Annotated in this window: 23 protein-coding genes; 15 read left to right on the top strand and 8 right to left on the bottom strand. The window is 64.3% G+C overall.

Annotated elements, in window-relative coordinates; genetic code table 11:
• Positions 1–100 precede the first annotated feature (100 nt).
• From AC788_RS18805 to AC788_RS18820, 4 genes are all read right to left on the bottom strand, one after another.
• Positions 101–1876, bottom strand: a complete 1776-nt coding sequence (locus AC788_RS18805; protein ID WP_049862074.1) for an acyl-CoA dehydrogenase C-terminal domain-containing protein — start codon at positions 1874–1876, stop codon at positions 101–103.
• Between the two features lie 85 nt (positions 1877–1961).
• A complete protein-coding gene (locus tag AC788_RS18810; RefSeq protein WP_049862075.1) occupies positions 1962–3767 on the bottom strand; it encodes a phenylacyl-CoA dehydrogenase in 1806 nt (601 codons plus the stop codon).
• A 202-nt stretch (positions 3768–3969) separates the two neighbouring features.
• Positions 3970–4719, bottom strand: a complete 750-nt coding sequence (locus AC788_RS18815) for a TOBE domain-containing protein (protein WP_049862076.1) — start codon at positions 4717–4719, stop codon at positions 3970–3972.
• A 9-nt stretch (positions 4720–4728) separates the two neighbouring features.
• On the bottom strand, positions 4729–5460 hold the full coding sequence (locus tag AC788_RS18820; RefSeq protein WP_049862077.1) for a ComF family protein: 732 nt from the start codon (positions 5458–5460) through the stop codon (positions 4729–4731).
• A 102-nt stretch (positions 5461–5562) separates the two neighbouring features.
• Between AC788_RS18820 and bioB the strand changes: the two genes are divergently transcribed.
• From bioB to bioD, 5 genes are all read left to right on the top strand, one after another.
• Positions 5563–6621: a biotin synthase BioB gene (gene bioB, locus AC788_RS18825; RefSeq protein ID WP_049862078.1), complete on the top strand. Its 1059-nt coding sequence runs from the start codon at positions 5563–5565 to the stop codon at positions 6619–6621.
• Positions 6622–6673: 52 nt separating this feature from the next.
• Positions 6674–7846 (top strand): 8-amino-7-oxononanoate synthase, encoded by a 1173-nt coding sequence (gene bioF / locus AC788_RS18830; protein WP_049862079.1) that lies wholly within the window; start codon positions 6674–6676, stop codon positions 7844–7846.
• Positions 7839–8555: an alpha/beta fold hydrolase gene (locus tag AC788_RS18835; protein ID WP_049862080.1), complete on the top strand. Its 717-nt coding sequence runs from the start codon at positions 7839–7841 to the stop codon at positions 8553–8555. Before bioF ends, AC788_RS18835 begins: the two co-directional genes overlap by 8 nt.
• A 76-nt stretch (positions 8556–8631) precedes the next feature.
• A complete protein-coding gene (gene bioC / locus AC788_RS18840) occupies positions 8632–9447 on the top strand; it encodes a malonyl-ACP O-methyltransferase BioC (protein ID WP_049862081.1) in 816 nt (271 codons plus the stop codon).
• Positions 9444–10124 (top strand): dethiobiotin synthase, encoded by a 681-nt coding sequence (bioD, locus tag AC788_RS18845; RefSeq protein WP_049862082.1) that lies wholly within the window; start codon positions 9444–9446, stop codon positions 10122–10124. Before bioC ends, bioD begins: the two co-directional genes overlap by 4 nt.
• Positions 10125–10130: 6 nt before the next feature.
• On the opposite strand, the gene AC788_RS18850 is transcribed toward bioD, so the two are convergent.
• From AC788_RS18850 to AC788_RS18860, 3 genes are all read right to left on the bottom strand, one after another.
• The gene (locus AC788_RS18850; RefSeq protein WP_049862083.1) at positions 10131–10517 is read right to left on the bottom strand and encodes a type II toxin-antitoxin system VapC family toxin; all 387 of its coding nucleotides are present in this window, start codon (positions 10515–10517) and stop codon (positions 10131–10133) included.
• Complete coding sequence (locus tag AC788_RS18855; RefSeq protein WP_049862084.1) at positions 10514–10753, bottom strand: type II toxin-antitoxin system Phd/YefM family antitoxin; 240 nt, start codon at positions 10751–10753, stop codon at positions 10514–10516. The genes AC788_RS18850 and AC788_RS18855 overlap by 4 nt, the downstream gene beginning before the upstream one ends.
• 149 nt (positions 10754–10902) lie before the next feature.
• Complete coding sequence (locus AC788_RS18860; protein WP_049862085.1) at positions 10903–11940, bottom strand: LacI family DNA-binding transcriptional regulator; 1038 nt, start codon at positions 11938–11940, stop codon at positions 10903–10905.
• Between the two features lie 255 nt (positions 11941–12195).
• Between AC788_RS18860 and AC788_RS18865 the strand changes: the two genes are divergently transcribed.
• The 7 genes from AC788_RS18865 (at position 12196) to rarD (ending at position 21676) form a co-directional block, all read left to right on the top strand.
• Positions 12196–14331: a TonB-dependent receptor gene (locus tag AC788_RS18865; RefSeq protein WP_236690543.1), complete on the top strand. Its 2136-nt coding sequence runs from the start codon at positions 12196–12198 to the stop codon at positions 14329–14331.
• A gap of 1 nt (position 14332) precedes the next feature.
• Positions 14333–15649 carry an LLM class flavin-dependent oxidoreductase gene (locus tag AC788_RS18870; protein ID WP_049862087.1) on the top strand — a complete coding sequence of 439 codons (1317 nt, stop codon included), beginning with the start codon at positions 14333–14335 and terminating at the stop codon, positions 15647–15649.
• A 38-nt stretch (positions 15650–15687) separates the two neighbouring features.
• Positions 15688–16725, top strand: coding sequence for an L-glyceraldehyde 3-phosphate reductase (gene mgrA, locus AC788_RS18875; protein ID WP_049862088.1), 1038 nt, complete (start codon positions 15688–15690; stop codon positions 16723–16725).
• A 12-nt stretch (positions 16726–16737) separates the two neighbouring features.
• Positions 16738–17661 carry an aliphatic sulfonate ABC transporter substrate-binding protein gene (locus AC788_RS18880; RefSeq protein ID WP_049862089.1) on the top strand — a complete coding sequence of 308 codons (924 nt, stop codon included), beginning with the start codon at positions 16738–16740 and terminating at the stop codon, positions 17659–17661.
• A gap of 85 nt (positions 17662–17746) precedes the next feature.
• On the top strand, positions 17747–19648 hold the full coding sequence (locus AC788_RS18885; RefSeq protein ID WP_049862090.1) for a PhoX family protein: 1902 nt from the start codon (positions 17747–17749) through the stop codon (positions 19646–19648).
• Between the two features lie 76 nt (positions 19649–19724).
• Positions 19725–20699 (top strand): serine/threonine protein kinase, encoded by a 975-nt coding sequence (locus AC788_RS18890; protein ID WP_049862091.1) that lies wholly within the window; start codon positions 19725–19727, stop codon positions 20697–20699.
• An 89-nt stretch (positions 20700–20788) separates the two neighbouring features.
• Positions 20789–21676 (top strand): EamA family transporter RarD, encoded by an 888-nt coding sequence (gene rarD / locus AC788_RS18895; protein ID WP_049862092.1) that lies wholly within the window; start codon positions 20789–20791, stop codon positions 21674–21676.
• Positions 21677–21868: 192 nt separating this feature from the next.
• Here rarD and AC788_RS18900 read toward each other — a convergent pair whose 3' ends face one another.
• Positions 21869–22345, bottom strand: a complete 477-nt coding sequence (locus AC788_RS18900) for a response regulator (RefSeq protein WP_049862102.1) — start codon at positions 22343–22345, stop codon at positions 21869–21871.
• A gap of 168 nt (positions 22346–22513) precedes the next feature.
• On the opposite strand from AC788_RS18900, the gene AC788_RS18905 reads away from it, so the two are divergent.
• The 3 genes from AC788_RS18905 to AC788_RS18915 all read left to right on the top strand — a co-directional run bounded on the left by AC788_RS18905 (position 22514) and on the right by AC788_RS18915 (position 26467).
• On the top strand, positions 22514–24451 hold the full coding sequence (locus AC788_RS18905) for a putative nucleotidyltransferase substrate binding domain-containing protein (RefSeq protein WP_049862093.1): 1938 nt from the start codon (positions 22514–22516) through the stop codon (positions 24449–24451).
• A complete protein-coding gene (locus AC788_RS18910) occupies positions 24448–25158 on the top strand; it encodes a 3'-5' exonuclease (protein WP_049862094.1) in 711 nt (236 codons plus the stop codon). Before AC788_RS18905 ends, AC788_RS18910 begins: the two co-directional genes overlap by 4 nt.
• 184 nt (positions 25159–25342) lie before the next feature.
• Positions 25343–26467 (top strand): PepSY-associated TM helix domain-containing protein, encoded by a 1125-nt coding sequence (locus tag AC788_RS18915; protein WP_049862095.1) that lies wholly within the window; start codon positions 25343–25345, stop codon positions 26465–26467.
• Positions 26468–26624 lie beyond the last annotated feature (157 nt).

The raw sequence follows: 26624 nt of genomic DNA on the forward strand, positions 1-26624 counted from the left end.
GCGCATCCTGCGCAACGTCCTTGGAGAGAAGATTAACCGTGGATCCAATCCTCGGATATAGCTCAAAGACGTCGCGTAACGTAAGCCAAAGCTTACATCGTCAGAACTGCGCCTCATCCAGTAGAAACAGCGACGCACTGCCGGCCTCGACGGCGGCCGCCAGCGAGTGAACCCGCGGCAGCAAACGCGCGAAATAAAACCGCGCCGTGCCCAGCTTGCTGGCGTAGAACGCCTCGTCCTGCCGGCCCAGCGCGGCGCCGGCCATCCTTGCCCACATGTAGGCATAGGCGGTGTAGCCAAAGGCCTGCAGGTACTCGACGGACGCCGCGCCAATCTCGCGCGGATCGTTCCCGGCCCGGTCCAGAACCCCGGCCGTCAGCGCATCCAGACGGTCCAACGCCTGGATCAACGGCTGGGTGAACTCCTGCAATGCGCCTTCGGCCTGGGTCGCGTAAGCCCGTACCTCCTCGGAGAACAACTGATAGAACGCGCCGCCGTTGCCCACGACCTTGCGCCCCATCAGGTCCAGCGCCTGGATACCGTTGGTGCCTTCGTAGATCTGGGTGATGCGCACATCGCGGACCAGCTGCTCCTGGCCCCATTCACGGATATAGCCGTGGCCGCCGAATATCTGCTGCCCATGCACCGTGGTCTCCAGGCCCAGGTCGGTCAGGAACGCCTTGGCCACCGGTGTCAGCAAAGCGACCATGTCCTCGGCGCGCTTGCGCGTGGCCGGATCTTCGCTGTACTTGGCCGTGTCCAGTTGCAACGCAACGTAGGTGGAAAAGGCACGCCCGCCTTCGTTGCAGGCCTTCATGGTCAGCAGCATGCGCCGCACGTCCGGGTGGACGATGATCGGGTCGGCCATCTTGTCGGGCTGCACAGCACCAGCAGGTGAGCGACTTTGCAGCCGGTCGCGGGCATATTCCACGGCGTTCTGGTAGGAGCGCTCGGCCGACGCCAGACCCTGGATACCGACACCCAGGCGCTCGTAATTCATCATGGTGAACATGGCCGCCAGGCCCTTGTTCGCCTCGCCGACCAGGTAACCGGTGGCGCCGTCGAAATTCATCACGCAGGTGGCCGAGGCCTGAATGCCCATCTTGTGTTCGATGGAACCGCACGACACGGCATTGCGCGCCCCCAGGTTACCGTCGGCATCGACCATGAACTTGGGCACCAGCAGCAACGAGATGCCCTTGGGACCGGGCGGCGCATCGGGAAGCTTGGCCAACACCAGGTGAATGATGTTCTCGGTCAGGTCGTGTTCGCCGCCGGTGATGAAGATCTTCGTCCCGCTGACCTTGTAGCTGCCGTCGGCCTGCGGTTCGGCGCGGGTGCGGATCAGGCCGAGGTCGGTGCCTGCATGGGCTTCGGTCAGGCACATGGAGCCGGCCCAGGTGCCCGCATACATCCTGGGCAGGTAGGTCCGTTTGAGCTCGTCGCTGGCGTGAGCGTTGATGGACAGGCAGGCACCGGCCGTCAGCATCGGGTACAGGCCGAACGCCAGGCTGGCCGAGTTGACCATCTCCTCGACCTGCGCCGAAATCACCTTGGGCATGCCCATGCCACCGTGGGCGGGCTCGCCGCCGACGCCGACCCAGCCGCCCTCGGCATAGGTCTGGTAGGCCTGGAGGAATCCAGCCGGGGTGGTGACCACGGTATCGCGCCAGTGACAGCCCTCTTCATCGGCCGCACGGCTCAACGGTGCGATCGCCTGGGCCGTGACCTTGCCGGCCTCTTCGAGGATCGCCTCCATGGTTTCCACGTCGACGCTGTCGGCCAGGCCCGGCAATTGCGCCCAGTGGCTGGCGACGTCGAATACTTCATTCAGAACAAAGCGCATATCGCGCAAGGGAGCTTTGTAGTCCGCCATGGCTAACTCGCAGGAATTCGAGGGCTGAAGTTCGAAAGCCGGGCGGCGCGCTCGGGTCAACGCGCGCCGCAGGCTGGTTGGCCTGTCAGTAGGAAAGGCCGAAGTGCGCTTCGTCCATGGCCATCAGGTTGCCTGCGCCGGACAGCATGGCGGCAACGTGAGTGCGGGTGCGCGGCAGGATGCGCTGGAAGTAGAAGCGCGCAGTCTGCAGCTTGGCCGTGTAGAACGCCGCATCGCCATGACCTTCGGCCAGTTTCTGCGCCGCCACGCGAGCCATGTCGGCCCAGAAGTAGGCCAGGCAGGCGTAACCCGAATACATCACGTAGTCGACCGAGGCGGCGCCGACTTCTTCACGGTCCTTCATGGCGGCCATGCCGACCTTCATGGTCAACTCGCCCCACTCCTTGTTCAACTGCGCCAAGGGTGTGACGAACTCGGCAACCGCTTCGTTGCCTTCGTTGGCCTGGCAGAACTTGTGCACGATGCGGGTGAAGCCCTTGAGCGCCTCGCCCTGGGTCATGAGCACCTTGCGGCCCAGCAGGTCGAGCGCCTGGATACCTGTGGTGCCTTCGTACAGCATGGAAATGCGGCTGTCGCGTACGTTCTGCTCCATGCCCCACTCGGCGATGAAGCCGTGTCCACCGTAGATCTGCACGCCGTGGTTGGCGGCCTCGAAGCCCACTTCGGTCATGAACGCCTTGGCGATCGGGGTCATGAACGCCAGCAGGGCATCGGCACGTTTGCGCTCTTCCTCGTCCTGGCTGAACTTGAGCACGTCCACCAGCTTGGCGGTGAAATAGACCATGGCACGCGTGCCTTCGGCGAAGGCCTTGATGGTCAGCAGCATACGGCGCACGTCCGGGTGCACGATGATCGGGTCGGCGGCCTTCTCCGGCGCCTTGGGGCCGGTGAGCGAGCGCATCTGCAAGCGGTCGCGGGCATAGCGCAGACCACCCTGGAACGCCACTTCGGCGTGTGCCAGGCCCTGCAGAGCGGTACCCAGGCGCGCGGTGTTCATGAAGGTGAACATGCAGTTGAGGCCCTTGTTGGCAGGGCCGATGAGGTAGCCGGTGGCGCTGTCGAAGTTCATCACGCAGGTGGCGTTGCCGTGGATGCCCATCTTGTGTTCCAGCGAGCCACAGCTCACCGCATTGCGCGTGCCGATCGAACCGTCTGCGTTGGACAGGAACTTGGGCACGATGAACAGCGAGATGCCTTTGGTGCCGGCCGGCGCATCGGGCAGGCGTGCCAGGACGATGTGCACGATGTTGTCGGCCATGTCGTGTTCGCCGGCAGAAATGAAGATCTTCGTGCCGCTGATCGCATAGCTGCCGTCGGCCTGGGGTTCGGCCTTGGTGCGCAGCATGCCCAGATCGGTGCCGCAGTGCGGCTCGGTCAGGCACATGGTGCCGGTCCACTCGCCGGACACCAGCTTGGTCAGGTAGGCCTCCTGCTGCTCGGGGGTTCCGTGGGCGGAAATGGTGTTCATCGCGCCATGGGACAGGCCGGGATACATGCCCCAGGACCAGTTGGCACTGCCGATCATCTCGCTGACCGCAAGCCCCAGGGATTCGGGCAGGCCCTGGCCGCCGTGCTCGACGTCATGGGCCAGACTCGGCCAGCCGCCTTCGACGAACTGCTTGTAGGCTTCCTTGAAACCGGTTGGCGTCTTCACGCCGTCCTCGCTCCAGGTGCAGCCTTCGATGTCACCCACGCGGTTCAGCGGTGCCAGTACCTGTTCACAGAACTTGGCGCCTTCTTCGAGGATGGCATCGACCATGTCCGGCGTTGCGTCCTGGCAACCGGGCAGGCTTTGATAGTGCGCTTCGTAGCCGAGCAGCTCGTCGCGGACGAAGCGAATATCACGCAAGGGGGCCTTGTAATCAGACATAGCGATAAACCTCTGCTGAACTCCGGTGGGTTCGACCTGCGACAGGTTGTCGCTATCAAACGGGTGTTTGAAACATACGTTTACGCCTGGGCAAAGTCAATACCCGCCCGGCGCCGGTCGACGGCATCGCGCCTGCCAGTAGCAGCGCGCATCCGGTCTGCAGAAACGGGTACAGCGAGGTATTCAGCGGGTAGCGTACGGGTTAGAGCGGCGTGCCGAGCAGCACGTTGGCAGGATCGAACCAGACATTGACCGGCTCGCCCTCTCGGACCGGTCCGAGCGGAGACAGTGCGCAGAGGGTCTGCCCATTGGCCAGCCCGATGCGCATTTCACAGGGCCCCTGGTCCTGGAGCAGAACCTGCTCCAGGAGCCCTTGCAGGCAGTTGTGACCGGGGACACCGGCGACATCCACCGGCAACACGCAGAGCCAACCGGCCTTGATCAAGGCCACCACCCCGGCGCCCGGGGCCAGCGACAGGATTTGAGTGCTGTCGTGGGTGATCTGGGCACGCAAGTTCAGCCCTGCGCCAAGATCCAGGGTGATGTGGTCGTTGCGACCTTGCGCCTCGATGGCACTCACGCGGCCATGCAACTGGTTGCGCGCACTGGTGCGCAGCATCAGTCGGCCGAGCAGGTCCAGGTCGTTGGCGTCTTCGGCGGCTTCGAGGACCTGCGCCTGCAGCGCTTGAAGTTTCTGGTAGAGGCGCAGCATGCGTTGCCCTTCCTCGGACAGTCGGGCGCCCCCGCCGCCCTTGCCGCCCACGACGCGCTCGACCAGGGGCGTGTGAGCCAGGTTGTTGAGTTCGTCGATGGCGTCCCAGGCGCCTTTGTAGCTCAGGCCGGCGGCCTTGGCGGCGCGGGTGATCGAACCCTGCTCGGCAATATGCCGCAGCAGCTCGATGCGTTGCGGACGACGCGCGATGTGTTGGGCCAGCAAAGGGGACAAGGTCATGGTTCAAGGCTACTCGGCCTTGGCCGTGCGCGCCAGACAGTAGACGTCCACGCGCGCGGCGCCGGCCTTGCGCAGCAGCACCGCCAAGGCCTGGGCAGTGGCGCCAGTAGTGATCACGTCGTCGACCAGGGCCACGTGCAGCCCTTCCAGCCTCGCGTCAGGTATCACGGAAAAAGCGTGTTGCAGATTGTGCAGCCGCGCCTTGGCACCCAGTTCCTGCTGGGCTCGTGTTTCGAGCGCGCGCTGAACGAGGGTCGAATCGCAGTCGATATGCAGCGCCCTGGACAGCCAGCCAGCGAGCATTTCAGCCTGGTTGAAACCGCGCTTGCGCAGGCGTTTGCGGCCCATGGGCACCGGAATCAGCAATTGCGGGCGAGGCAGATCCTCGTTGAAACGGTGGTCGAGCCAGTGGCTGGTCAACTCTGCCAGCAGGCGTCCGTAGGGCCACTGGCTGTTGTGCTTGAAACGCGTTATCAGGCTGTCGACGGGGAAACCGTAATGCCAGGGGGTTTCCACCTTCTCGAAGGCGGGCGGGCGGCGCCGACACGGGGCGCAGGTGAATCCACTCATGGCAAGCGGCAGCGCACACACCGTGCATTGCTCATCCAGCCAAGGCAGATCGCACTCACAGGCCTCGCAGAGGGCATAGGGGTTACCCGACGCGCCGTCACACAACAGACAAACCTGATCATTTTTTATCCACTTGTAAACCGAGGTATTTGTAGCAGGTTGACAGTGCATGGCGCTTCCTTAATCATGCCCGCATTCGACTCAATAGCCACGTTGCGCCCATGGACAATCCTGCGTCCTTGCGCCTGACCGAGCATAAACAAGGAACCGCCGATGAGCGCCAGTACAACTGCAACCGTTCGTCACGACTGGACCCTGGCCGAGGTCAAGGCGCTGTTCGTGCAGCCTTTCAATGACCTGCTGTTTCAGGCGCAAAGCGTGCATCGCGCGCATTTCGACCCCAATCGGGTCCAGGTCTCGACCCTGCTGTCGATCAAGACCGGCGCCTGCCCTGAGGACTGCAAATACTGTCCGCAGTCGGGGCACTACAACACCGGACTGGAAAAAGAAAAGCTGATGGAAGTGCAGAAGGTGCTCGAAGAAGCCGCCCGCGCCAAAGCGATCGGTTCGACGCGATTCTGCATGGGCGCGGCCTGGAAGCACCCCTCGGCCAAGGACATGCCGTATGTGTTGCAGATGGTTGCCGGGGTCAAGGCCATGGGCCTGGAAACCTGCATGACCCTGGGCCGGCTGGACGAAGATCAGACCAGGGCCCTGGCCCAGGCCGGGCTGGACTACTACAACCACAACCTGGACACCTCGCCGGAGTTCTACGGCAGCATCATCACCACCCGCACCTACAGCGAGCGCCTGCAGACCCTGGCCCACGTGCGCGACGCCGGCATGAAGATCTGCTCGGGCGGCATTCTGGGCATGGGCGAGTCGCTGGACGACCGCGCCGGGCTGCTGATTCAGTTGGCCAACCTGCCGGAGCATCCCGAGTCGGTGCCGATCAACATGCTGGTGAAGGTCGCCGGCACCCCGCTCGCGAACGCCGAAGATATCGATCCGTTCGACTTCATCCGCATGCTGGCCGTGGCGCGCATTCTCATGCCGCAATCCCACGTGCGTCTGTCCGCCGGGCGTGAGGCGATGAACGAGCAGATGCAGGCACTGGCCTTCCTGGCCGGGGCCAACTCGATCTTCTACGGCGACAAGCTGCTGACCACCGCCAACCCGCAGGCGGACAAGGACATGCAGTTGTTCGCCCGCCTCGGGATCGCCCCAGAAGCGCGCGAAGAACACGCTGACGAAGTCCATCAAGCGGCCATCGAACAAGCCCTGGTCGAACAGAAGAGCAGCGACCTGTTCTACGACGCTGCCTCCGCCTGACCCTGCGCCGGCCCAAGCGGCCGGCGTTCACCCACTGCCATTCGAGGCCTGCATGCCCTTCGACCTCAGCGCGCGCCTGGCCGAGCGCCGCGCCGCCGACCTCTATCGTCAGCGTCCATTGCTGCAAAGCCCGCAAGGGCCGCGCGTGGTGGTCGATGGCCAACCGCTGCTGGCCTTCTGCAGCAACGACTACCTGGGTCTGGCCAACCATCCCGACGTGATCAAGGCTTGGCGCGAGGGCGCCGAGCGCTGGGGCGTGGGGGGCGGCGCGTCCCATCTGGTGGTTGGCCACAGCAGCCCTCACCATGCGCTGGAAGAAGCCCTGGCTGAATTCACCGGGCGCCCGCGGGCGCTGCTGTTCTCCACCGGCTACATGGCCAATCTGGGGGCGGTCACTGCCTTGGTGGGACAAGGCGATAGCGTGTTGCAGGACCGTCTCAACCACGCCTCGCTGCTGGACGCCGGGCTGCTCAGCGGCGCGCGCTTCAGCCGTTACCTGCACAACGATGCCGCCAGCCTGGAAACACGTCTGGCCAAAGCCGTCGGCAACACGCTGGTGGTGACCGATGGTGTGTTCAGCATGGACGGCGACCTCGCCGAGCTGCCACGACTGGCAGCCGTTGCGCGGGCCAAGGGCGCCTGGCTGCTGGTCGACGACGCCCACGGGTTCGGTGCCCTGGGCGCTACCGGCGGCGGTATCGTCGAGCATTTCGGGCTGGGAATGGACGATGTGCAAGTGCTGGTCGGTACCCTGGGCAAGGGCTTTGGCACCGCAGGCGCGTTCGTGGCGGGCAGCGAGGAACTGATCGAGACCCTGGTGCAGTTCGCTCGGCCCTACATCTACACGACCAGCCAGCCACCGGCGCTGGCCTGCGCCACCTTGCGCAGCCTGCAACTGCTGCGCAGCGAACACTGGCGACGCGAGCACCTGGCGAGCCTGATCACCCAGTTTCGATACGGCGCTGCCCAGTTGGGCCTGACCTTGATGGACAGTTTCACGCCCATTCAGCCGATTCTGGTCGGCGATGCCGGCCGTGCCGTTCGCTTGTCGCAGCTGTTGCGCGAGCGCGGATTGCTGGTCACGGCCATACGCCCACCGACCGTGCCTGCCGGCAGTGCGCGGTTGCGGGTGACGCTTTCGGCAGCGCACAGCAGTGCCCAGGTCCAGCAATTGCTCAATGCGCTGGCTGAATGCTACCCGCTGCTGGGAGCCGAACATGTCTGATCGTCTGATCCTGCTGCCCGGCTGGGGCTTGGGCACCGGTGCCCTGGAGCCGTTGGTCGCTGCGCTGCAGCAGCTCGCTGAACCCGTGCCGGTGCAGATCGAACCCTTGCCCACGCCAGACTCGGCGGGGCTATCTGGTTGGCTGGATGCGCTCGACGCATGCGTGCCGGACGGTGTCTGGCTGGGTGGCTGGTCGCTGGGGGGCATGCTTGCCGCCGAGCTCGCGGCGCGCCGGGGTGAACGCTGCCCCGGCCTGTTGACCCTGGCCAGCAACGCTTGTTTCGTGGCCCGCGCCGACTGGCCGGATGCAATGCCCGCTGAGACGTTCGAAGCGTTTCTGGCCGCTTGCGAGGCGGATCCGAAAACCCTGCTGAAGCGCTTCGCGTCGTTCTGTGCGCAAGGCGCTGCTGATCCGCGCGGGCTTTCTCGGCGACTGGCGGTTGCTGAGCCGGCTTCGATACAGACGTTGGTCGAGGGCCTGCACGTGCTCGCGGAGCTGGATACTCGTGCCGCGTTGCAGGCGTTTGCCGGGCCGCAACTGCACCTGTTTGCCGGGAGCGATTCGCTGGTGCCCGTCGGGGCAGTGAGTGCATTGCGCAAGCTGGTGCCGGAGGCCCAGTTCGGCGTGGTCGAGCGGGCCAGCCATGGGTTCATGCTGGAAGACCCGGATAGGGTCACCGGTGCAATTGGGGCCTTTGTGCATGAGTGAGAGGAACGGGATTGTGCTTGGCGCAGGCGTTGAGGTAGCAGATGACGCGGCTTGCGCCGCTGCTACAGGGGGTGAGGTGAGGCGGGAGACTGCGCTCGGGTTGCCGGAAAAGCGGCTGGTGGCGGCGTCGTTCTCCAAGGCGGCGGCGAGCTATGACAGCGTCGCGCAATTGCAGCGGGACGTGGGTCACTCATTGCTCACTCGACTGCCAGACGGCCTGCAACCCTGGCAATGGCTCGACCTGGGCAGCGGCACCGGCTACTTCAGCCGTGTTCTGGCCCAGCGTTTTCCAAGCGGCGTCGGTGTGGCGCTGGACATCGCCGAAGGCATGCTCAGCCACGCGCGGGTACAGGGTGGTGCCACTTGGCATGTGGCTGGCGATGCCGAGCAGCTGCCGTTGCGCGACGGCAGCTGTGGTCTGATCTATTCCAGCCTGGCGGTGCAATGGTGCAGCGACTTCGCCGCAGTGCTCGCCGAGGCTCGCAGAACCTTGCAGCCCGGCGGCGTGCTGGCCTTTGCCAGCCTGTGCGCGGGCACGCTGCACGAGCTGCGGCAAAGCTGGCGAGCGGTGGATGGCCGAGTGCACGTCAACCGTTTCCGTGAGTTCTCCGACTACCAGCGCCTGTGTGCGGACAGCGGCCTGGAGGTGCTGGGCCTGGATAACGTGCCCCATGTGCTGCACTACGCCGACGTGCGCGGCCTGACCCATGAGCTCAAGGCCTTGGGCGCGCACAACCTCAACCCCGGTCGCCCCGACGGCCTGACCGGCCGCGCGCGCATGCTCGGTCTGCTGCAGGCCTATGAAGCTTTTCGTGCACCCCAGGGGCTGCCAGCCACTTACCAGGTGGTCTACGCTGTGCTACGCAAACCCGTCGAGCAAGGACAATCCTGATGAGCGCCTATTTCATCGCCGGTACGGACACGGACATCGGCAAGACCACCGTGGCCGCCGGCCTGCTGCACGCTGCCAGCCTCAAGGGCCTGAGCACCCTGGGCGCAAAGCCCGTTGCCTCGGGTTGCGAGGTGACCCCCAAGGGCCTGCGCAACAGCGACGCGTTGGCCTTGATGGCCCAGAGCTCGCTCAAGCTTGAGTACGCGCAGATCAACCCGGTCGCCTTCGAACCCGCAATCGCACCCCACATCGCCGCCCGCGAGGCCGGCGTGGCCCTCACCGTTGGCTCGCTCTTGGCCCCCATGCGTGAGGTGCTGGCCCGGCAGGCCGACTTCACCCTGATCGAAGGCGCTGGTGGCTGGCGCGTGCCGCTGTCCGACCAGGCCAATCTGTCGGACCTGGCCATTGCCTTGAAGCTGCCGGTGATTCTGGTGGTGGGCGTGCGCCTTGGCGCTATCAGCCATGCGCTGCTGAGCGCGGAAGCCATCGCCCGCGACGGCCTGCAACTGGCCGGCTGGGTGGCCAACATCATCGAACCGAAAACCTCACGCCTGGAAGACAACCTCGCCACCCTGGCCGAACGCCTGCCGGCCCCTTGCCTGGGTCGCGTGCCCTACCTGAAGAACGCCAGCGCACAGAGCGTGGCCGAATATCTGCATATCGAGCTTCTTGGGTAGCAAGGCTCAAACCTGCAACGCGGGTGCGCCGTATTGACTCAACAGTGCGTCGGCCGTCAGTAGCTGCATGCTTTCCAGAGTGGCTTGGGCAAACAGCAGGCGGTCGAATGGATCGCGGTGAATGGGCGGCAGCTTTTCAACGGCCATGCCATGGGCTGCCGTGATCGGCAGTTCGTGGTAGCCATTGAGCAATAGCTGACGGCGCAGACCCACCGTATCGATCACTATGCCGCTGCGGCTGAGGCCGTTTTTGATAGCCACTTCCCATAGGCTTGCCGCGCTGAAGTAAACCTCGTGATCCAGATTGGCGATCAAGGATCGAGCTTTTGAGGAAAGCATTGGGCTGTCCTTGGCGACCCAGATCAGGATATGCGTGTCGAGCAGTAACTTCACACCTTGCCCTCGAAGAGATTGGTGACCTCATTGTCGAGCTCATCAAAGTCTTCCGGAACCACAAGATCAAGCATGAAACCGATACGCTTTGCTTCGCGCGGCTCTGGCGCATCATAGGCCACCAGCTTGGCAATGGGCTTGCCGGCCTTGGCGATGACCACCACTTCACCGGCTGCGGCTTGTTCGAGCAAGCGCGACAGATTGCTCTTGGCGTCGTGAATGTTGTGGATGGCCATTGGTGGCGACTCCCTTGGCAGGACAAACGATCTGTGCAAGGCAAAACCATGCGATGCATGTCAAGTCTAGCCTAGCCCGACGTGTTAGCTAATGCATTCTTGTGTGTCATTTTCAAACGCAGGTGCGAAGTCGAAGGCCGCTTTGCGTATCAACTGCTCTCCCGCGCCACCAGTTCGCAGTCGAGCAGCTCCAGATGCGGCGGCTCGCCCTCGATGATGCCCAGGCTTTGCAGGACACGAGTCGCTGCCAGCACGCCAATCTGCAGCGCAGGCGGCCTGATGGTGGTCAGGCTGGGCAGTAGCATTTCGGCGAAGGGGTAGTCGCCGAAGCCCATCACCGCGCAATCCTGTGGAATGCGCAGCCCGGCGCGCTGGGCCGCCAGCAAGCCGCCGGCGGCCAGGTTGTCGTTGGCGAAGATGATCGCATCCGGAGGGGTCGGGCTCGCCATCAGGGCATGCAGGGCCTGTTTGCCGGCTTCGAAAGGCGCCAAGGAGGGATCGGGAGCGAACACCTGGGGTTCCAGGCCCAGCTCGGCCAGCGTCGCGGCATAGCCGTCTCGACGCTCGAGTGCACTCAAGTCGCCCGCTGCGCTGTTCTGGACGAAGGCGATGCGCCGGTAGCCTTCGCCGTACAGATAGCGCACCGAAGTGACGCCCACCTGAGCATGCGAGAAGCCGACCTGCATCGGCGCGCGTTCGGGTTGATAGTCCCAGGTTTCCACCAGCGGTATCTGCGCTTGGGCCAACATCTTCTCGGTGCCGACGCTGTGGAAGTGGCTACTCAGCACCAAAGCCGCAGGCGACCAGCCAAGGAAGGCACGCACAGCGTTCTCCTCCTGCTCGGCGCTGAAATAGCTGGACGCCAGCAGCACTTGGTAGCCATGCCTGCTCAAGGTATCGCTGAAGCCTTGAATGGTATGGGCGAAGATCGGCCCGGAAATGTTCGGAATGACCATGCCGACGATCTTGCCCCGCGCCGACGCCAGCCCTCCGGCCACCAGATTGGGAACATAACCCAGCTCCGTCACCGCCTGGGCGATGCGCTGCCGATGCTCGTCCGATACCAGGTCCGGTCGATTTAAATACCGCGATACGGTCATGGCAGAGACCCCCGCGTGGGTGGCCACACTGGCCAGTGTCACGCGGCCAGCACCACGGCGCTTGCGCTGATGCTTGGGATCGGTCATCTGCCTGCCTCTAATAACTAATAACCATAAACGGTAGAAATTACGGTATTTGACCGTATAAGCGTTCATCGCCACTATTCGCCATGTTAGCGCTAACCAGCTGACCTGTCTGCTACTCGCTCGAGCGAATGCTGCGCCAATCAAAACAATGTCCAGCCCCTGTTCGAGCGACCCGCCATGCCACAGCGTCAATCTTTCGCAATCAAGACTTCCGTATTGTCCCAGGCCGTCGCTGCGGCCATCGCCCTGGGCGCAATGCCCACCTTTGCCGCTCAGGGCGATGAAGAGTCGGTCAGCCTGCAGGCCGTCACGGTCACGGCCACGAGGCGCGCCGAGTCGCTGCAGAAAGTGCCGGTGGCGGTGTCGGTGGTCGACGGCGAGCAGCTGGAACGGGACAACCGCAACGGCGTTGCGAGCATCGTGCAACAGGTGCCCAGCCTGAATTTCCGCACCGGCGCCTCGAACAAGGACACCTCGCTGTTCATCCGTGGGGTGGGCACCATTTCCACCTCACCCGGCGTGGAGCCCACCGTGGCCACGGTCATCGATGGCGTGGTGTACGGGCGCCCCGGCCAGGCCACCCTGGACCTGTTGGATCTGGAACGCATCGAAGTGCTGCGCGGCCCGCAAGGCACGCTGTTCGGCAAGAACGCCTCGGCCGGCGTGTTGAACATCGTGACCAAGGCGCCCACCGAAGCGACCCACGGCTACATCGACCAGTCGTACTACAGCGGCAACGAAAGCCGCACCCGCTTCGGCATCGGTGGCAGCCTGATCCCCGACACCCTCAAGGGCTCGCTGACCACGCTGTTCGGCAGCTACGACGGCAACGTCGACAACCGCGCCAATGGTCACGAAGTCAATGGCTACAACCGCAAGGGCGTGCGGGGGAAGCTCGAGTTCACCCCCAATGACGACCTCACGCTTACCTTGGCCGCCGACTACATGCAGAGCCACGACGACGCGCCCAATGGCGTCGTCAGCAAGGCACTGACTCCCGCGTTCGCGGGCGCCCTGGCGCCAGTCTCGGCCAGCGGCCACAGCCGTGATATCGCCAGCGACTACCGCAGCCATGTCGAGGACATCAACAAGGGTCTGTCGGCCCAGTTGGACTGGAACCTGGGCGACTACACCCTGACCTCGATCACCGCCTGGCGCGGCTGGGACAACACCCAATGGCAGGACGGCGATCGCCTGGCGACCATCACCAGCGCCTTCCCCGGCACGGAAGACAAAGGCGACCTGAGCTACGACCAGTACTCACAGGAAGTCCGCCTGGCCTCGCCCAAGGGTGAGTTCGTGGAGTACGTCGGCGGGCTGTTCTACATGCACGGCAAGGACGACGAAACCTACCGCCGCACTTTGGTGACACCGACCGGCAGCCAGCGCGGCGTGGCCGACTACACCACCACCAGCGACAGCTACTCGGCCTTCGGTGAGACCACCCTCAACTTCACCTCGCGGCTGCGCGGCATCGCCGGTCTGCGCTGGACCCACGACGACCTGGAATACGATCACCGTCGCGTGTCGACCTCGGCCACCACCGTCAGCGGCATCCAGCCGGGCACCCGCAGCTCAGGCTCGGTGGATGAGGATGGCTGGTCCGGACGACTGGGCGTGCAGTACGACCTCAGTGACGACGTCATGGCTTATGTCACCTATTCACGCGGGTACAAAGGCCCCGCCTACAACGTGTTCTTCAACATGCAGCCGCGCGACACCGACGCGCTCAAGCCGGAAACCTCTAACACCTGGGAAGCGGGGATCAAGGCCAGCGCCTGGGACAACCGCCTGACCACCAACGTGGCGGTCTTTCACAGCGAGTACGACAACTACCAGGCGAACTTCTTCGACACCGTGGCCAACCAGGTGGTGACGCGACTGATCAACGCCGGCAGCGTCAGCACCGAGGGCGTCGAGCTGGACTACGCCCTGCAGGCCACACAGAACCTCAAGCTGTCCGGCGCACTGGCCTACACCCGTGCGCGCATCGATCAGTTCAGTTGCCCGGCCGGCGCGGCCGCTTCCTGCAACGTCGACGGCAAGACCCTGCCCTACAGCCCCGACTGGAAGAGCTACGTGCGCGCCGACTACAGCATTCCATTGGCCAATGGCCTGGATGTGGAGCTGGGGACCGATTACAGCTGGCAGAGTGAAGTGCAGTACGACATCAGCCAGAACCCGGACACCAAGCAAGGTGCCTATGGCATCTGGAATGCCAGCATCGCCTTGGCCGACTACACCAATGGCTGGCGTGTCGCGCTGCTGGGCAAGAACCTGGCCGACAAGTCCTACTCGCCGATGCTGGCCAGTGGCAGCGGCTATATCTACCGCGCCGTGCCTCGTGATGACGAGCGCTACTTCGGCGTGCAACTGCGCAAGGATTTCTGACATGAGCGCCAGACAGATGAAACTGGGTGCCTTTCTGATGGCCACCGGGCACCACGTGGCTGCCTGGCGCCATCCCCAGGTGCCGGCCGATGCCGGGCTCGATTTCCAGCATTACCAGCACCTGGCGCAGGTGGCCGAGGCGGCTTGCTTCGACACCCTGTTCCTGGCCGACAGCGTAGCGGCAGCCACCGGCGACAGCGCCAGCCATATGGCCCGCTCCGACCATTTCGAACCATTGACCCTGCTCTCGGCCCTGAGCGTTGTCACCGAACGCATCGGTCTGATCAGTACGGTCACTACCAGCTACAACGAGCCCTATCACGTGGCGCGCAAGTTCGCCTCGCTGGATCATCTGTCCGGTGGCCGCGCCGGCTGGAACCTGGTGACCTCGGACGCCGCGGCCGAGGCCGGCAACTTCGGCCGCGCCGAACACATCGGCCACGCCGAGCGCTACAGCCGGGCGCAGGAGTTTCATCAGGTGGTCACGGGGCTCTGGGACAGCTGGAGCGCCGATGCCTTCGTGCGCGACAAGGCCAGCGGCCAATACTACGACCCGGCCGGGCGCCGCGAGCTGAACCATGTCGGCGAGCACTTCAAGGTCAAGGGCCCCCTCAACGTCGCCCGCTCACCGCAAGGGCGACCGGTGGTGGTGCAGGCCGGTTCGTCCGAAGCCGGCCGCGCCCTGGCGGCGCGGACAGCCGATGTGATCTTCACCGCGCAGCCTTCATTGGCCGCCGCACAAGCGTTCTACGCCGACCTCAAGAACCGCGCGGCCACGTTTGGTCGTGCCGCCGATGAGCTGAAGATCATGCCTGGGGTGTTCGTCGTGGTCGGTGAAACCCAGGCCCTGGCGCAGGCCAAGTTCGAAGCATTCCAGGACCTGGTGCAACCCGAGGTCGGGGTTGCGCTGCTGGGCCGCATGCTGGGCAACTTCGACTTGTCCGGCTACCCGCTGGACGGACCGCTGCCCGAGCTGCCCCTGACCGACAGCGGCCAGCGCAGCCGTCAGCAACTGCTCAGCGAACTGGCCGAGCGCGAGCATCTCAACCTGGCGCAACTGGGTCGCCGAATCGCCGGGGGGCGTGGGCATTTCAACCTGATCGGCACCCCCTCGCAGATCGCCGACCAATTGCAGCTATGGTTCCAGAACGGCGCCGCCGATGGTTTCAACGTGTTGGTGCCGCATCTGCCCGGCGGGCTCGAGGACTTCGCACGCCAGGTGGTGCCCGAATTGCAACGCCGCGGCCTGTTCCGCACCCACTACACAGGCACCACGTTGCGTGAGCATCTGGGCCTGCCCGAAATCAATGGGCGCTGATCGGGCGCCCTTCGACATACCTTGAAGCGAGGCTTTCCATGACCTACATCGCTGCCGAACATCGCTACCAGCGCCTGCCCTACCGCCGTGTCGGCCGTAGCGGCCTGGTGTTGCCAGCACTGTCCCTGGGGTTGTGGCACAACTTTGGCGACAGCACCCCGATCGACACCCAGCGCAGTTTGTTGCGCACCGCCTTCGATCTGGGCATCAACCACTTCGACCTGGCCAATAACTACGGCCCGCCCTATGGCAGTGCCGAGATCAATTTTGGCCGTCTTCTGCGCGAGGACTTCAAGCACTACCGTGACGAGCTGATCATCTCCAGCAAAGCCGGTTGGGACATGTGGCCCGGCCCGTACGGCCAGGGCGGCGGCTCGCGCAAGTACATCCTGGCCAGCCTGGACCAGAGCCTGCAACGGCTGGGCCTGGACTATGTGGATATCTTCTACTCGCACCGCTTCGCCCCCGACACGCCGCTGGAGGAAACCGCCAGCGCCCTGGCCACGGCGGTGCAACAGGGCAAGGCGCTGTACATCGGCATTTCCTCGTACTCCGGGGTCAAGACCCGTGAGATCGCCGCCCTGCTCAAGGAGTGGAAGGTGCCGCTGCTGATCCACCAGCCTGCCTACAACCTACTCAACCGCTGGGTGGAGAACGACCTGCTGCAGGTCACCGACGAACTAGGCGCCGGTGTCATTGCCTTCACGCCGCTGGCGCAAGGGCTGCTCACCGACAAGTACCTGCAAGGCGTGCCGGCTGATGCGCGGGTCAACCGTCCCGGCGGCGGCTCTTTGCTGCCTGGGCATTTGAGCGAGGCCAACCTGACCCACGTTCGCGCACTCAACGAAATCGCCCGTCGCCGCGGCCAGAGCCTGGCGCAATTGGCCCTGGCCTGGACCCTGCGCGACAGCCGCGTGACCAGCGCCCTGATCGGCGCCAGCCGTCCCGAGCAGATCATCGAAAACGTCGGCGCACTGGACAACCTCAGCTTCAGCGCCGAGGAACTGGCCGAGATCGACCGCCATGCGGTGGAAGGCGGCATCAACCTCTGGGAAAAACCCTCGACTGCGCAATAAGGGATCGATCACATGAAGACACTCGCTCGCGTGGGCGCCGTGCTGGCCTTGCTGGGCCTGGCTGGCGCCGCTCTGGCCGATCCGGCGGCGCTGCGCATCGGCTATCAGAAGGGCTCGATTGCCCTGGTCCTGGCCAAGCAGCATGGCCTGCTGGAAAAACGTTTCGGGCAGACCCAGGTCCAGTGGATCGAATTTCCCGCGGGCCCGCAGATGCTCGAGGCCTTGAACATCGGCAGCCTCGATGTAGCGGCCACGGGCGATATCCCGCCGCTGTTCGCACAGGCAGCGGGCGCGGACCTTGTGTACATCGGTGCCGAGCCGGCCAAGCCCCAGGCCGAGACCTTGCTGGTCAGGGACACCAGTACGTTCGCTCAGGTCGCCGACCTCAAAGGCAAGAAGGTCGCCTTTCAGAAAGGCTCCAGTTCGCACAACTTGATCCTGCGGGCGCTGAACAAGGCTGGCCTGAGCTATCGGGACATTCAGCCGGTGTACCTGAGCCCGGCCGACGCTCGGGCGGCCTTCGAACAAGGCAGTGTCGACGCCTGGGCCATCTGGGAACCCTACTCGTCGCTGGCCCTGAACCAGGGTCATGCGCGGCTGTTGGCCGATGGCAGCGGCCTGGGTCTGGGCGGACCGATCTACACCGCACGGCGTGCCTATGCCCAGGCCAACGGCGAGTTCATCCACAACCTGCTGGACCAACTCAGCAGCGCGGAGGCACTGACTCGCACCGAGCATGCACAGAGCATCGCAGTGCTGGCCCAGTCCATGGGGCTGCCGGAGTCAGTGGTCGAGCGTTATGTGGACAACCGCCCACCCTCCCCCGTACGGCCTGTGGATAACGCCGTGATCCAGACCCAGCAGGCGACTGCCGACCTGTTCTACCAGAACAAGCTGCTGCCCAAGGCGCTGGATGTTGGCCAGGTGGCGCAGTGAGCCTGTGCGAGGATTAAGCCACGGCCTGCAATCTGTTCGTCACAATCCCTCCTTAAGGTACTCGCTGACCTGAAGGGAGATCACCATGAGCCTGTTAGAAGAACACCAAGCCACCGACCTGGAAAAGATCACCGGCCTGAGCCGTCGCCGCTTCATCGGCGCTGGCGCCCTGTGCGGTGCCGCGATGTTCCTGGGCGGCAACCTGCTGACCCGCACGGCCATGGCCAACGCGGTCAGCGCCGGCAACAGCGCATTGCTGGGCTTTACCGGTATTGCCGCGGCCACCAGCGATACCATCAGCCTGCCGCCCGGCTACCAGGCCAGTGTGCTGATCAGCTGGGGGCAGCCACTGCAGGCCGGTGGCCCGGCCTTCGATCCCAGCGGCAACGGCAGCGCCGAGGCCCAGGAAGTGCAGTTCGGTGACAACAACGACGGCATGAGTCTGTTCCCCTTCCCCAACGACGCCAATCGCGCGTTGATGGCAATCAACAACGAATACACCAACTACCGCTATTTGTATGCCCACGGCGGCAGCCCGCAGTCAGCCGAAGAAGTGCGCAAGGCCCTGGCCTGCGAAGGCCTGTCGGTGATCGAGATCCAGCGCAAGGGCGGCCACTGGCATTTCGTCCAGGGCTCACAATACAACCGCCGCGTTCACGGCAACACGCCGATCCGCGTCAGCGGCCCGGCGGCCGGTGATGCCCTGCTCAAGACTGCGGCCGACAGCACCGGGCAACTGGTGCATGGCACCTTCCAGAACTGCGCCAACGGCAAGACCCCCTGGGGCACCTACCTGACGTGCGAAGAAAACTTCACCGACTGCTTCGGCAGCACCGACGCTACCCTGGCGTTCACTCCCGCGCAGAAACGCTACGGGGTGGTCGCGGCGAGCAAGGAAATCAACTGGCACCCCCACGACCCGCGCTTCGACATGGCGCGCAATCCCAACGAACTCAACCGCTTCGGCTGGGTCGTGGAAGTGGACCCGTTCGACCCGACCGCCATGCCGGTCAAGCGCACCGCGCTGGGTCGCTTCAAGCACGAGAACGCGGCCCTGGCCGAAACGCGCGATGGTCGCGCGGTGGTGTACATGGGCGATGACGAGCGTGGCGAGTTTATCTACAAGTTCATCAGCCGCGACCGCATCGACCACCACAACCCCAAGGCCAACCGTGACCTGCTCGACCACGGCACGTTGTACGTCGCCCGTTTCGACAACGGCGACGGCAACCCGGATCGTCCCAAGGGGCATGGCCAGTGGGTGGAGCTGACCCATGGCAAGAACGGTCTGGACGCCAGCAAGGGCTTCGCCAGCCAGGCCGAAGTGTTGATTCACGCACGGCTCGCCGCCAGTGCCATGCAGGCCACACGCATGGACCGCCCCGAGTGGATCGTGGTCAGCCCCAAGGATGGCCAGGTCTATTGCACCCTGACCAACAACATCAAACGCGGCGACGACGGCCAGCCGGTCGGCGGCCCCAACCCGCGCGAGAAGAACGTCTACGGGCAGATCCTGCGCTGGCGCGAAAGCGGCGACGAGCACGGTGCCATGGATTTTGAGTGGGACCTGTTCCTGGTGGCCGGCAACCCCAGTGTGCATCCTGGCCAGGCCAAGGGTGGTTCGTCCAACATCAACCCGCAGAACATGTTCAACAGCCCCGATGGCCTGGCCTTCGACGATGCCGGCCGGCTCTGGGTGCAGACCGATGGCGACACCAGCAATGCCGGTGACTTCGCCGGTATGGGCAACAACCAGATGCTCTGCGCGGACCCGGCCAGCGGCGAGATTCGCCGCTTCATGGTCGGCCCGGTGGGCTGCGAAGTCACCGGCGTGAGCTTCGCCCCCGATCAACGCACCCTGTTCATCGGCATCCAGCATCCGGGTGAAAACGGTGGTTCGACCTTCCCCGAACACCTGCCCAACGGCAAGCCACGTTCTTCGGTGATCGCCATCAGCCGCGAAGACGGTGGGGTGATCGGCGCGTAACATGCCCACCGCTACTGTCGCGTCTGCGCTACCATGGCGAGCCGGACGCGGCAGCCTGCCGCGCGCAGGAGTTCGCATGGCCCACCCTTTTGAAACACTGACCCCAGACCTGGTGCTCGACGCCGTGGAAAGCATCGGCTTTCTCAGCGATGCACGGGTGCTGGCGCTCAACAGCTACGAGAACCGCGTCTACCAGGTGGGCATCGAAGATGGCCAACCGCTGATTGCCAAGTTCTACCGTCCCGATCGCTGGACCAATGCGGCCATCCTCGAAGAACACGCCTTCACCGCCGAGCTGGCCGACTGTGAAGTGCCGGTGGTTGCGCCGATGGTGCACGAGGGCCAGACGCTGTTCGAGCACGCCGGCTTTCGCTTTACTCTGTTTCCTCGTCGCGGCGGTCGCGCGCCGGAGCCGGGGAACCTCGACCAGCTCTATCGTCTGGGCCAGTTGCTCGGTCGTCTGCACGCCGTGGGTGCCACGCGCCCGTTCGAGCACCGCGAAGCGTTGGGCGTGCAGAACTTCGGCCACGATTCGTTGCAGACCCTGCTCGAAGGCAACCATGTTCCGCGCAGCCTGCTGCCCGCCTACGAGTCGGTGGCCCGCGACCTGCTCAAGCGCGTGGAAGAGGTCTACAAGGCCACGCCACACCAAAACATCCGCATGCACGGTGACTGCCACCCCGGCAACATGATGTGCCGCGACGACGTGTTCCACATCGTCGACCTCGACGATTGCCGCATGGGCCCGGCGGTCCAGGACCTGTGGATGATGCTCGCTGGCGATCGCCAGGAATGCCTTGGGCAGCTTTCCGAACTCATGGACGGCTACAGCGAGTTCCATGACTTCAACCCCCGTGAACTGGCACTGATCGAACCGCTGCGGGCGTTGCGCCTGATGCACTACAGCGCCTGGTTGGCGCGCCGCTGGGAAGACCCGGCCTTTCCGCGCAGCTTCCCCTGGTTCGGCAGCGAGCGGTACTGGGGCGACCAGGTGCTGGCGTTGCGCGAACAACTGGCAGCGCTCAACGAAGAGCCACTGAAACTGTTTTGAGCACACATGCGAGGCGTTGTGTCTCACGGCCCGATGTGTAAAGTTGCCGACCACCGCTCAATAACAAAACCATGCAAGCAGGGAGCTCCATGCAAGTCGCCAATCCCCGCCGGGGATACATCCTGGGCCTGAGCGCCTACATCTGCTGGGGGTTCATCCCCCTCTACTTCAAGACCCTCTCGCACTACCCGGCCGTGGAAATCATTGCCCAGCGGGTACTCTGGTCGGCGCTGCTCGGCTCGTTGCTGCTGCTGGTGTGGAAGCATCCCGGCTGGCTGCGCGAACTGCGCGACAACCCCATGCGCCTGGCGATACTGGTCGGCAGCGGTTGCCTGATCGCCGCCAACTGGCTGGTCTATGTCTGGGCAGTGACCCACGACCGAGTGCTCGAGGCCAGCCTGGGCTACTACATCAATCCACTGCTCAACGTCGTGCTCGGGTTGCTGATCCTGCGTGAGCGGCTGCGTCCGCTGCAGTGGGTCGCGGTGGCGCTGGCGGCAATCGGCGTGGCGCAGCAGGTGTGGCAAGTGGGCAGTCTGCCGTGGGTGTCCCTGGCGCTGGCCCTGACCTTCGGTTTCTACGGCCTGATTCGCAAGCGCGCGCCGGTGGCAGCGTTACCGGGGCTGGTCATCGAAACCTGGCTGCTGGTGCCGCTGGCTGCGGGCTGGCTGCTCTGGCATGGCGATGCCGCCAGCGTCCAGCCGGCGTTCTGGACCACCAGCGAGGCCCTCTGGTTGATGGCCGCGGGCCCGATCACCCTGGTGCCGCTGCTGTGCTTCAACGCAGCCGCGCGCCACCTGCCCTACACCACACTGGGTTTCCTGCAATACATCGCGCCCACCCTGGTGCTGCTGCTGGCCGTTCAAGTGTTTGGCGAACACCTGGCGCCGGCAACGCTGGTGACGTTCATCTTCATCTGGGCGGGGTTGCTTATCTACAGTGTGGATATCTGGTGGAATCGGCGCCAGCGCAGCTGATCAAAAAACACTCACATGGCTGCAGGCCAGGCCATACAAGACCTGCAGCGAGTTACGCCTAGGTTATCCACAGGCTGATCCACCTGGATTGTGCACAAGCCCGGCACAACTGTCCGTTTTTTGATCAAGGTTCGCAAACCGTTGCAGGCTGTGGGCTCCAGGGCTATCGACACAGGTTATCCACAGCCACGCTCAGGATAAACGTGGATAACCTCGAGGCGCCCCATCCAGTCCCAGTTCTTCACGCGCCAGTTTGACCAACGTGTTCATGTCGATCGGTTTGAGCAGGAAATCCACCACGCTGAAGTGCATTGCCGCGATCGCATCCTTCACGCTGGCATCGCCGGAAATGATGATGATCGGCAAGGCCGCGCGCTCCGACTCACGCACTTCACGAATGAGATCCAGGCCCGACTCGGGGCCCATGCGCAGGTCGGTGATCAGCAACCCGATGCGAAGGTTGGCACGCAATTGACCCATCGCACCCATGGCGCTTTCGGCCTGCACACAGGGGATGCCGTGCGCTTGCAGAATCTGCGCGAGCACGTCCCGCGTGTCGCGATCGTCATCGACCACCAGCGCCAGTTGGGGCGGCGTATCCTGAACCTGGCCCAACTCGCTGAGCGCTTCACGCTCGGCATCACTCAACAATGATTCGTGATCGGACATACGTTTCCCGTCATCCATTACCTATCCATCGGCCTTTTGAGCGCCGTTCCACCTTTTAGACTTACGTCCAATGGGCACGTTCGCTCATGCAGTCGACCATGGCCAAACAATAAAGCCAAATCTTCAATAACAACAATTTCCGATTCGACTTATCGGGCGGTAACGGCCATGAGCAAAACCGACGCCTTCACCCAGGCGGGCAAGACCGCAGTGCTGCAGAACATTCACGGCACCGTGCAGTTCCTGCAACGCTTCCCACCGTTCAACCAGATGGAAAACGCCCATCTGGCCTATCTGGTCGAACAGTGCCAACTGCGCTTCTATGCCAGCGGTGAAAGCATCATCAAACCGGCCGACGGCGCTGTCGAGCACTTCTACATCGTCAAGCAGGGTCAGGTGGTGGGCGAACGGCCGCACAGTGCACGTCGCGGGACCGAAACCACGTTCGAGATCACCGCGGGCGAGTGCTTCCCGCTCGCCGCGCTGCTGGGCGAGCGCGCCACGCGCACCGAGCATCTGGCGGCAGAGGACACCTTCTGTCTGCAATTGAACAAACCGGCCTTCATCAAGCTGTTCGCGCTGTCCACGGTGTTCCGTGATTTCGCCCTGCGCGGGGTGAGCAGCCTGCTCGACCAGGTCAACCAGCAGGTGCAGCGCCAGGCCGTCGAAACCCTGGGTACGCAGTACTCGCTGAACACCCGGCTGGGCGACCTCGCCATGCGTCATCCCGTAACCTGCGCCGCTTCGCTGCCGCTGCGCGATGCCGTACGCCTGATGCACGAACAGCAAGTGGGCAGCATCGTCATCGTCGACGACCTGAAAGCCCCCCAAGGCATCTTCACCCTGCGCGATCTGCGTCAGGCCGTGGCCGATGCAGCCACCGATTTCGGCGCAGCCATCGAGCGGTACATGATTCCCCGGCCCTTCCACCTCAGCCCGGAAGCCAGTGCCTTCGATGCCGCCGTGGCCATGACCGAACGGCACATTGCCCACGTCTGCCTGGTCAAGGACCGGCGCCTGTGCGGCGTAGTGTCCGAGCGCGATCTGTTTTCCCTGCAGCGGGTGGATCTGGTGCACCTGGCTCGGACCATCCGCCACGCTTCGCGGCTGGAACAGCTCGTCGCTCTGCGCGGGGAAATCAGCGCTCTGGTCGAGCGCATGCTGGCCCATGGCGCCTCGTCGACGCAGATCACCCAGCTGATCACCTTGCTCAACGATCACACTGTCTGCCGGGTGATCGAACTGGTGCTGCAGGAACGCGGTGATCCGGGTGTGCCCTTCAGCTGGCTGTGTTTCGGCAGTGAAGGCCGCCGCGAGCAGACCCTGCATACCGATCAGGACAACGGTATCGTCTTCGAAGCCCGTGACGCTGCCCACGCTGCCGAGATCCGCGGCAAGCTGCTGCCGCTGGCGCATCAGATCAACCTGGCGCTGGCGCAGTGCGGCTTCAGTCTGTGCACGGGCAACGTCATGGCGAGCAATCCCGAGCTGTGTCTGTCGCGCCTGGAATGGGCGCGGCGCTTCGCCGGTTTCATCCGCGAGGCGAGCCCGGAAAACCTGCTCAATTCGAGCATCTATTTCGACCTGCGTACGGTATGGGGCGATGACTCGGCCTGTGCACAACTGCGCCGCAGCGTGCTCGAACAGGTCGCGGACAACAGCCTGTTCCAGCGCATGCTGGCGCAGAACGCCTTGCGCCAGCGGCCTCCGGTCGGGCGCTTTCGCGACTTCGTACTGACCCGCCAGGGCAGCGACAAGGCGCCCACCCTGGACCTCAAGGTGCAGGGCCTGACGCCCTTCGTCGACGGCGCGCGCCTGCTGGCCCTGGCCAACGGCATCGACACCGGGAACACTTTGGAGCGCTTGCGCCAGTTGGTCGCAAAAGAGGTCATCGACGCACAGGACGGCGCCGCCTATGAAGAGGCCTACCATTTCATCCAGCAGACGCGCATGCAGCAGCATCAAGCTCAGGCCCGGCAGCACCTGCCCTATTCCAATCGCGTCGACCCGGCCGAGCTCAACCAACTGGACCGGCGCATCCTGCGTGAATCCCTGCGCCAGGCCCAGCGTCTGCAGGCCAGTCTGAGCCTGAGGTACCAGCTGTGAGCCTGTTCGACTGGCTACGGGCCAAACCCGCCTGCGTGCTGGACGCCACTCTGCAGCAACGTATGGCAGCACTGCCCCCGGCCCAACCCTGGCAAACCTGCAGCCTGCGCGAGCAGCGCTGGGTAGTGCTGGACCTGGAAACCAGCGGCTTGAACCTGAACAAGGATCAGGTGCTGTCGATTGGCGCGGTGGTCATCGAAGATGGCGCGGTGGATTTCTCCCGGCAGTTCGAACGCACGTTGCTGCGCGAGCAACCGCGGCTGGGTGCCAGTGTCTTGATCCATGGTCTGGGCCCCGACGCGATTGCCGCCGGGGACGACCCGGCCGAGGCCTTGCTGGACTTCATGGCCTTCATCGGTGACAGCCCGCTGCTGGCCTTTCACGCGCCCTTCGATGAGCACATGCTCACGCGCGCGCTCAAGCAAAGTCTGGGCTACCGCTTGCAGCACCCGTTCCTGGACGTCGCCGCCCTGGCGCCGATGCTGTGCCCGGATGCGGCCCTGCGCGAAGCCGGGTTGGATGACTGGACCGCGCAGTTCGGCCTGCAGGTCGGTGAGCGCCATCATGCCAGTGCCGATGCGCTGGTCACGGCGGAGTTGGCCATGCTGCTGTTCAGCCGTGCCCGCCGCCAGGGCCTGGACAGCCCCAGCGCCTTGGCCGAGAAACTGGCTCAGTGGCGGCGGCGCCAGCAGACTCAGGCGTTCTGACCGGCGTGAAACTGCGTATGCACATGAACGCTGCCGACACGCCTCGATTGCGCTGGCCACTGGCCTTTTTCCCGCTGCCTGAACGTATACTGGTGCGACTACAGGTCGTAACGTCCTGACACCTGATGCTCCATGACCCAGCCAGCCCCGCGTGGACGGCTGGGTTCTTTTTGCAGGCCCTGAAATGAAAAGCACCACCATCCGCCGCTGGTCCTTCATCCACACCTGGACCAGCTTGATCTGCACCCTGTTCCTGTTGATGCTGGCTATCACCGGCTTGCCCCTGGTGTTCCATCACGAGATTGAACACCTGCTGGGCGACGAGCCACAGTTCCGCGACATGCCGGCCAACACGCCGCAGCTGGACCTGCAGCAACTGGTTCAGGCCGCTCAGGCCCACCGTCCGGGCGAGGTGGTGCAGTATTTCGGCTGGGACGAAGACGACCCTCATGGCGTGTTCGCCATCACCGCCGCCACAGCCGACACCGAGCCCAACCTGTCCCACACCTTCATGCTCGACAACCGCACCGGCGAGGCCATGGAAATGCCTTCGGCCAACGGCGGCTTCATGATGGTCATGCTGCGTTTGCATGTGGACATGTATGCCGGGCTGCCCGGCAAGCTGTTGCTGGCGTTCATGGGGCTGCTGTTCGTGCTGGCCATCGTTTCCGGGGTGGTGCTGTATTCGCCGTTCATGCGCAAACTCTCGTTCGGCACCGTGCGCAATCAGAAGTCCACCCGCACCCGCTGGCTCGACCTGCACAACCTGATCGGCGTGGTCACCCTGACCTGGGCCTTGGTGGTGGGGGTGACCGGCGTGATCAGCGCCTGTGCCGACCTGCTCATCAGCGCCTGGCGGGCGGAAAGCCTCACGGCCCTGATCGAACCCTACCGCGACGCGCCACCGCTCACGCAACGGGCGCCTGCTAGTCGCCTGTTGGACATCGCCCACGGCGCAGCGCCGGGCATGACACCCGACTTCATCGCCTTTCCCGGGACGCGCTTTTCAAGCGAACACCACTACGCGGTATTCATGAAGGGCGGCACTCACCTGACTTCGCACCTGCTGACGCCGGTGCTGATCGACGCCACCACCCTGGACGTCACGGCAGTGGTCGAACGGCCCTGGTACATGGATGCCATGGGCCTGTCGCAGCCGCTGCACTTCGGCGACTACGGCGGCATGCCGATGCAGATTCTGTGGGCAGCGCTGGATGTGCTGACCATCATCGTGCTGAGCAGTGGCGTGTACCTGTGGTGGGTCCGTCGCCGCGCCGCCAAGGCCGCTGGCGTGGAGGCCGCGGCGTGACGAAACGGAAGAAGTCGACGTTCTGGCCGGTGTTCGGCATTCCGCTGGTGATTGGATTGATCGGCGCGGCCGGATTGTTCGCAGCCCTGCTGGGAGATGGCTGGTGGGATGCCCTGGCGTGGGTGGGGTTGGGGATTCCAGCGGTGCTGGGGGGGGG

The sequence above is a fragment of the Pseudomonas sp. RIT-PI-a genome (genome assembly GCF_001187875.1).
GTDB lineage: Bacteria > Pseudomonadota > Gammaproteobacteria > Pseudomonadales > Pseudomonadaceae > Aquipseudomonas > Aquipseudomonas coleopterorum.

Coding starts and splice junctions, on each gene's coding strand:
- rarD (WP_049862092.1), top strand. CDS start 20,789: ATGCAAGTCGCCAATCCCCGCCGGGGATACATCCTGGGCCTGAGCGCC.
- AC788_RS18880 (WP_049862089.1), top strand. CDS start 16,738: ATGAAGACACTCGCTCGCGTGGGCGCCGTGCTGGCCTTGCTGGGCCTG.
- AC788_RS18865 (WP_236690543.1), top strand. CDS start 12,196: ATGCCCACCTTTGCCGCTCAGGGCGATGAAGAGTCGGTCAGCCTGCAG.
- AC788_RS18835 (WP_049862080.1), top strand. CDS start 7,839: ATGTCTGATCGTCTGATCCTGCTGCCCGGCTGGGGCTTGGGCACCGGT.
- AC788_RS18805 (WP_049862074.1), bottom strand. CDS start 1,876: ATGGCGGACTACAAAGCTCCCTTGCGCGATATGCGCTTTGTTCTGAAT.
- AC788_RS18900 (WP_049862102.1), bottom strand. CDS start 22,345: ATGTCCGATCACGAATCATTGTTGAGTGATGCCGAGCGTGAAGCGCTC.
- bioF (WP_049862079.1), top strand. CDS start 6,674: ATGCCCTTCGACCTCAGCGCGCGCCTGGCCGAGCGCCGCGCCGCCGAC.
- AC788_RS18885 (WP_049862090.1), top strand. CDS start 17,747: ATGAGCCTGTTAGAAGAACACCAAGCCACCGACCTGGAAAAGATCACC.
- AC788_RS18870 (WP_049862087.1), top strand. CDS start 14,333: ATGAGCGCCAGACAGATGAAACTGGGTGCCTTTCTGATGGCCACCGGG.
- bioB (WP_049862078.1), top strand. CDS start 5,563: ATGAGCGCCAGTACAACTGCAACCGTTCGTCACGACTGGACCCTGGCC.
- mgrA (WP_049862088.1), top strand. CDS start 15,688: ATGACCTACATCGCTGCCGAACATCGCTACCAGCGCCTGCCCTACCGC.
- AC788_RS18820 (WP_049862077.1), bottom strand. CDS start 5,460: ATGCACTGTCAACCTGCTACAAATACCTCGGTTTACAAGTGGATAAAA.
- AC788_RS18890 (WP_049862091.1), top strand. CDS start 19,725: ATGGCCCACCCTTTTGAAACACTGACCCCAGACCTGGTGCTCGACGCC.
- AC788_RS18915 (WP_049862095.1), top strand. CDS start 25,343: ATGAAAAGCACCACCATCCGCCGCTGGTCCTTCATCCACACCTGGACC.
- AC788_RS18815 (WP_049862076.1), bottom strand. CDS start 4,719: ATGACCTTGTCCCCTTTGCTGGCCCAACACATCGCGCGTCGTCCGCAA.
- AC788_RS18855 (WP_049862084.1), bottom strand. CDS start 10,753: ATGGCCATCCACAACATTCACGACGCCAAGAGCAATCTGTCGCGCTTG.
- AC788_RS18860 (WP_049862085.1), bottom strand. CDS start 11,940: ATGACCGATCCCAAGCATCAGCGCAAGCGCCGTGGTGCTGGCCGCGTG.
- AC788_RS18905 (WP_049862093.1), top strand. CDS start 22,514: ATGAGCAAAACCGACGCCTTCACCCAGGCGGGCAAGACCGCAGTGCTG.
- AC788_RS18810 (WP_049862075.1), bottom strand. CDS start 3,767: ATGTCTGATTACAAGGCCCCCTTGCGTGATATTCGCTTCGTCCGCGAC.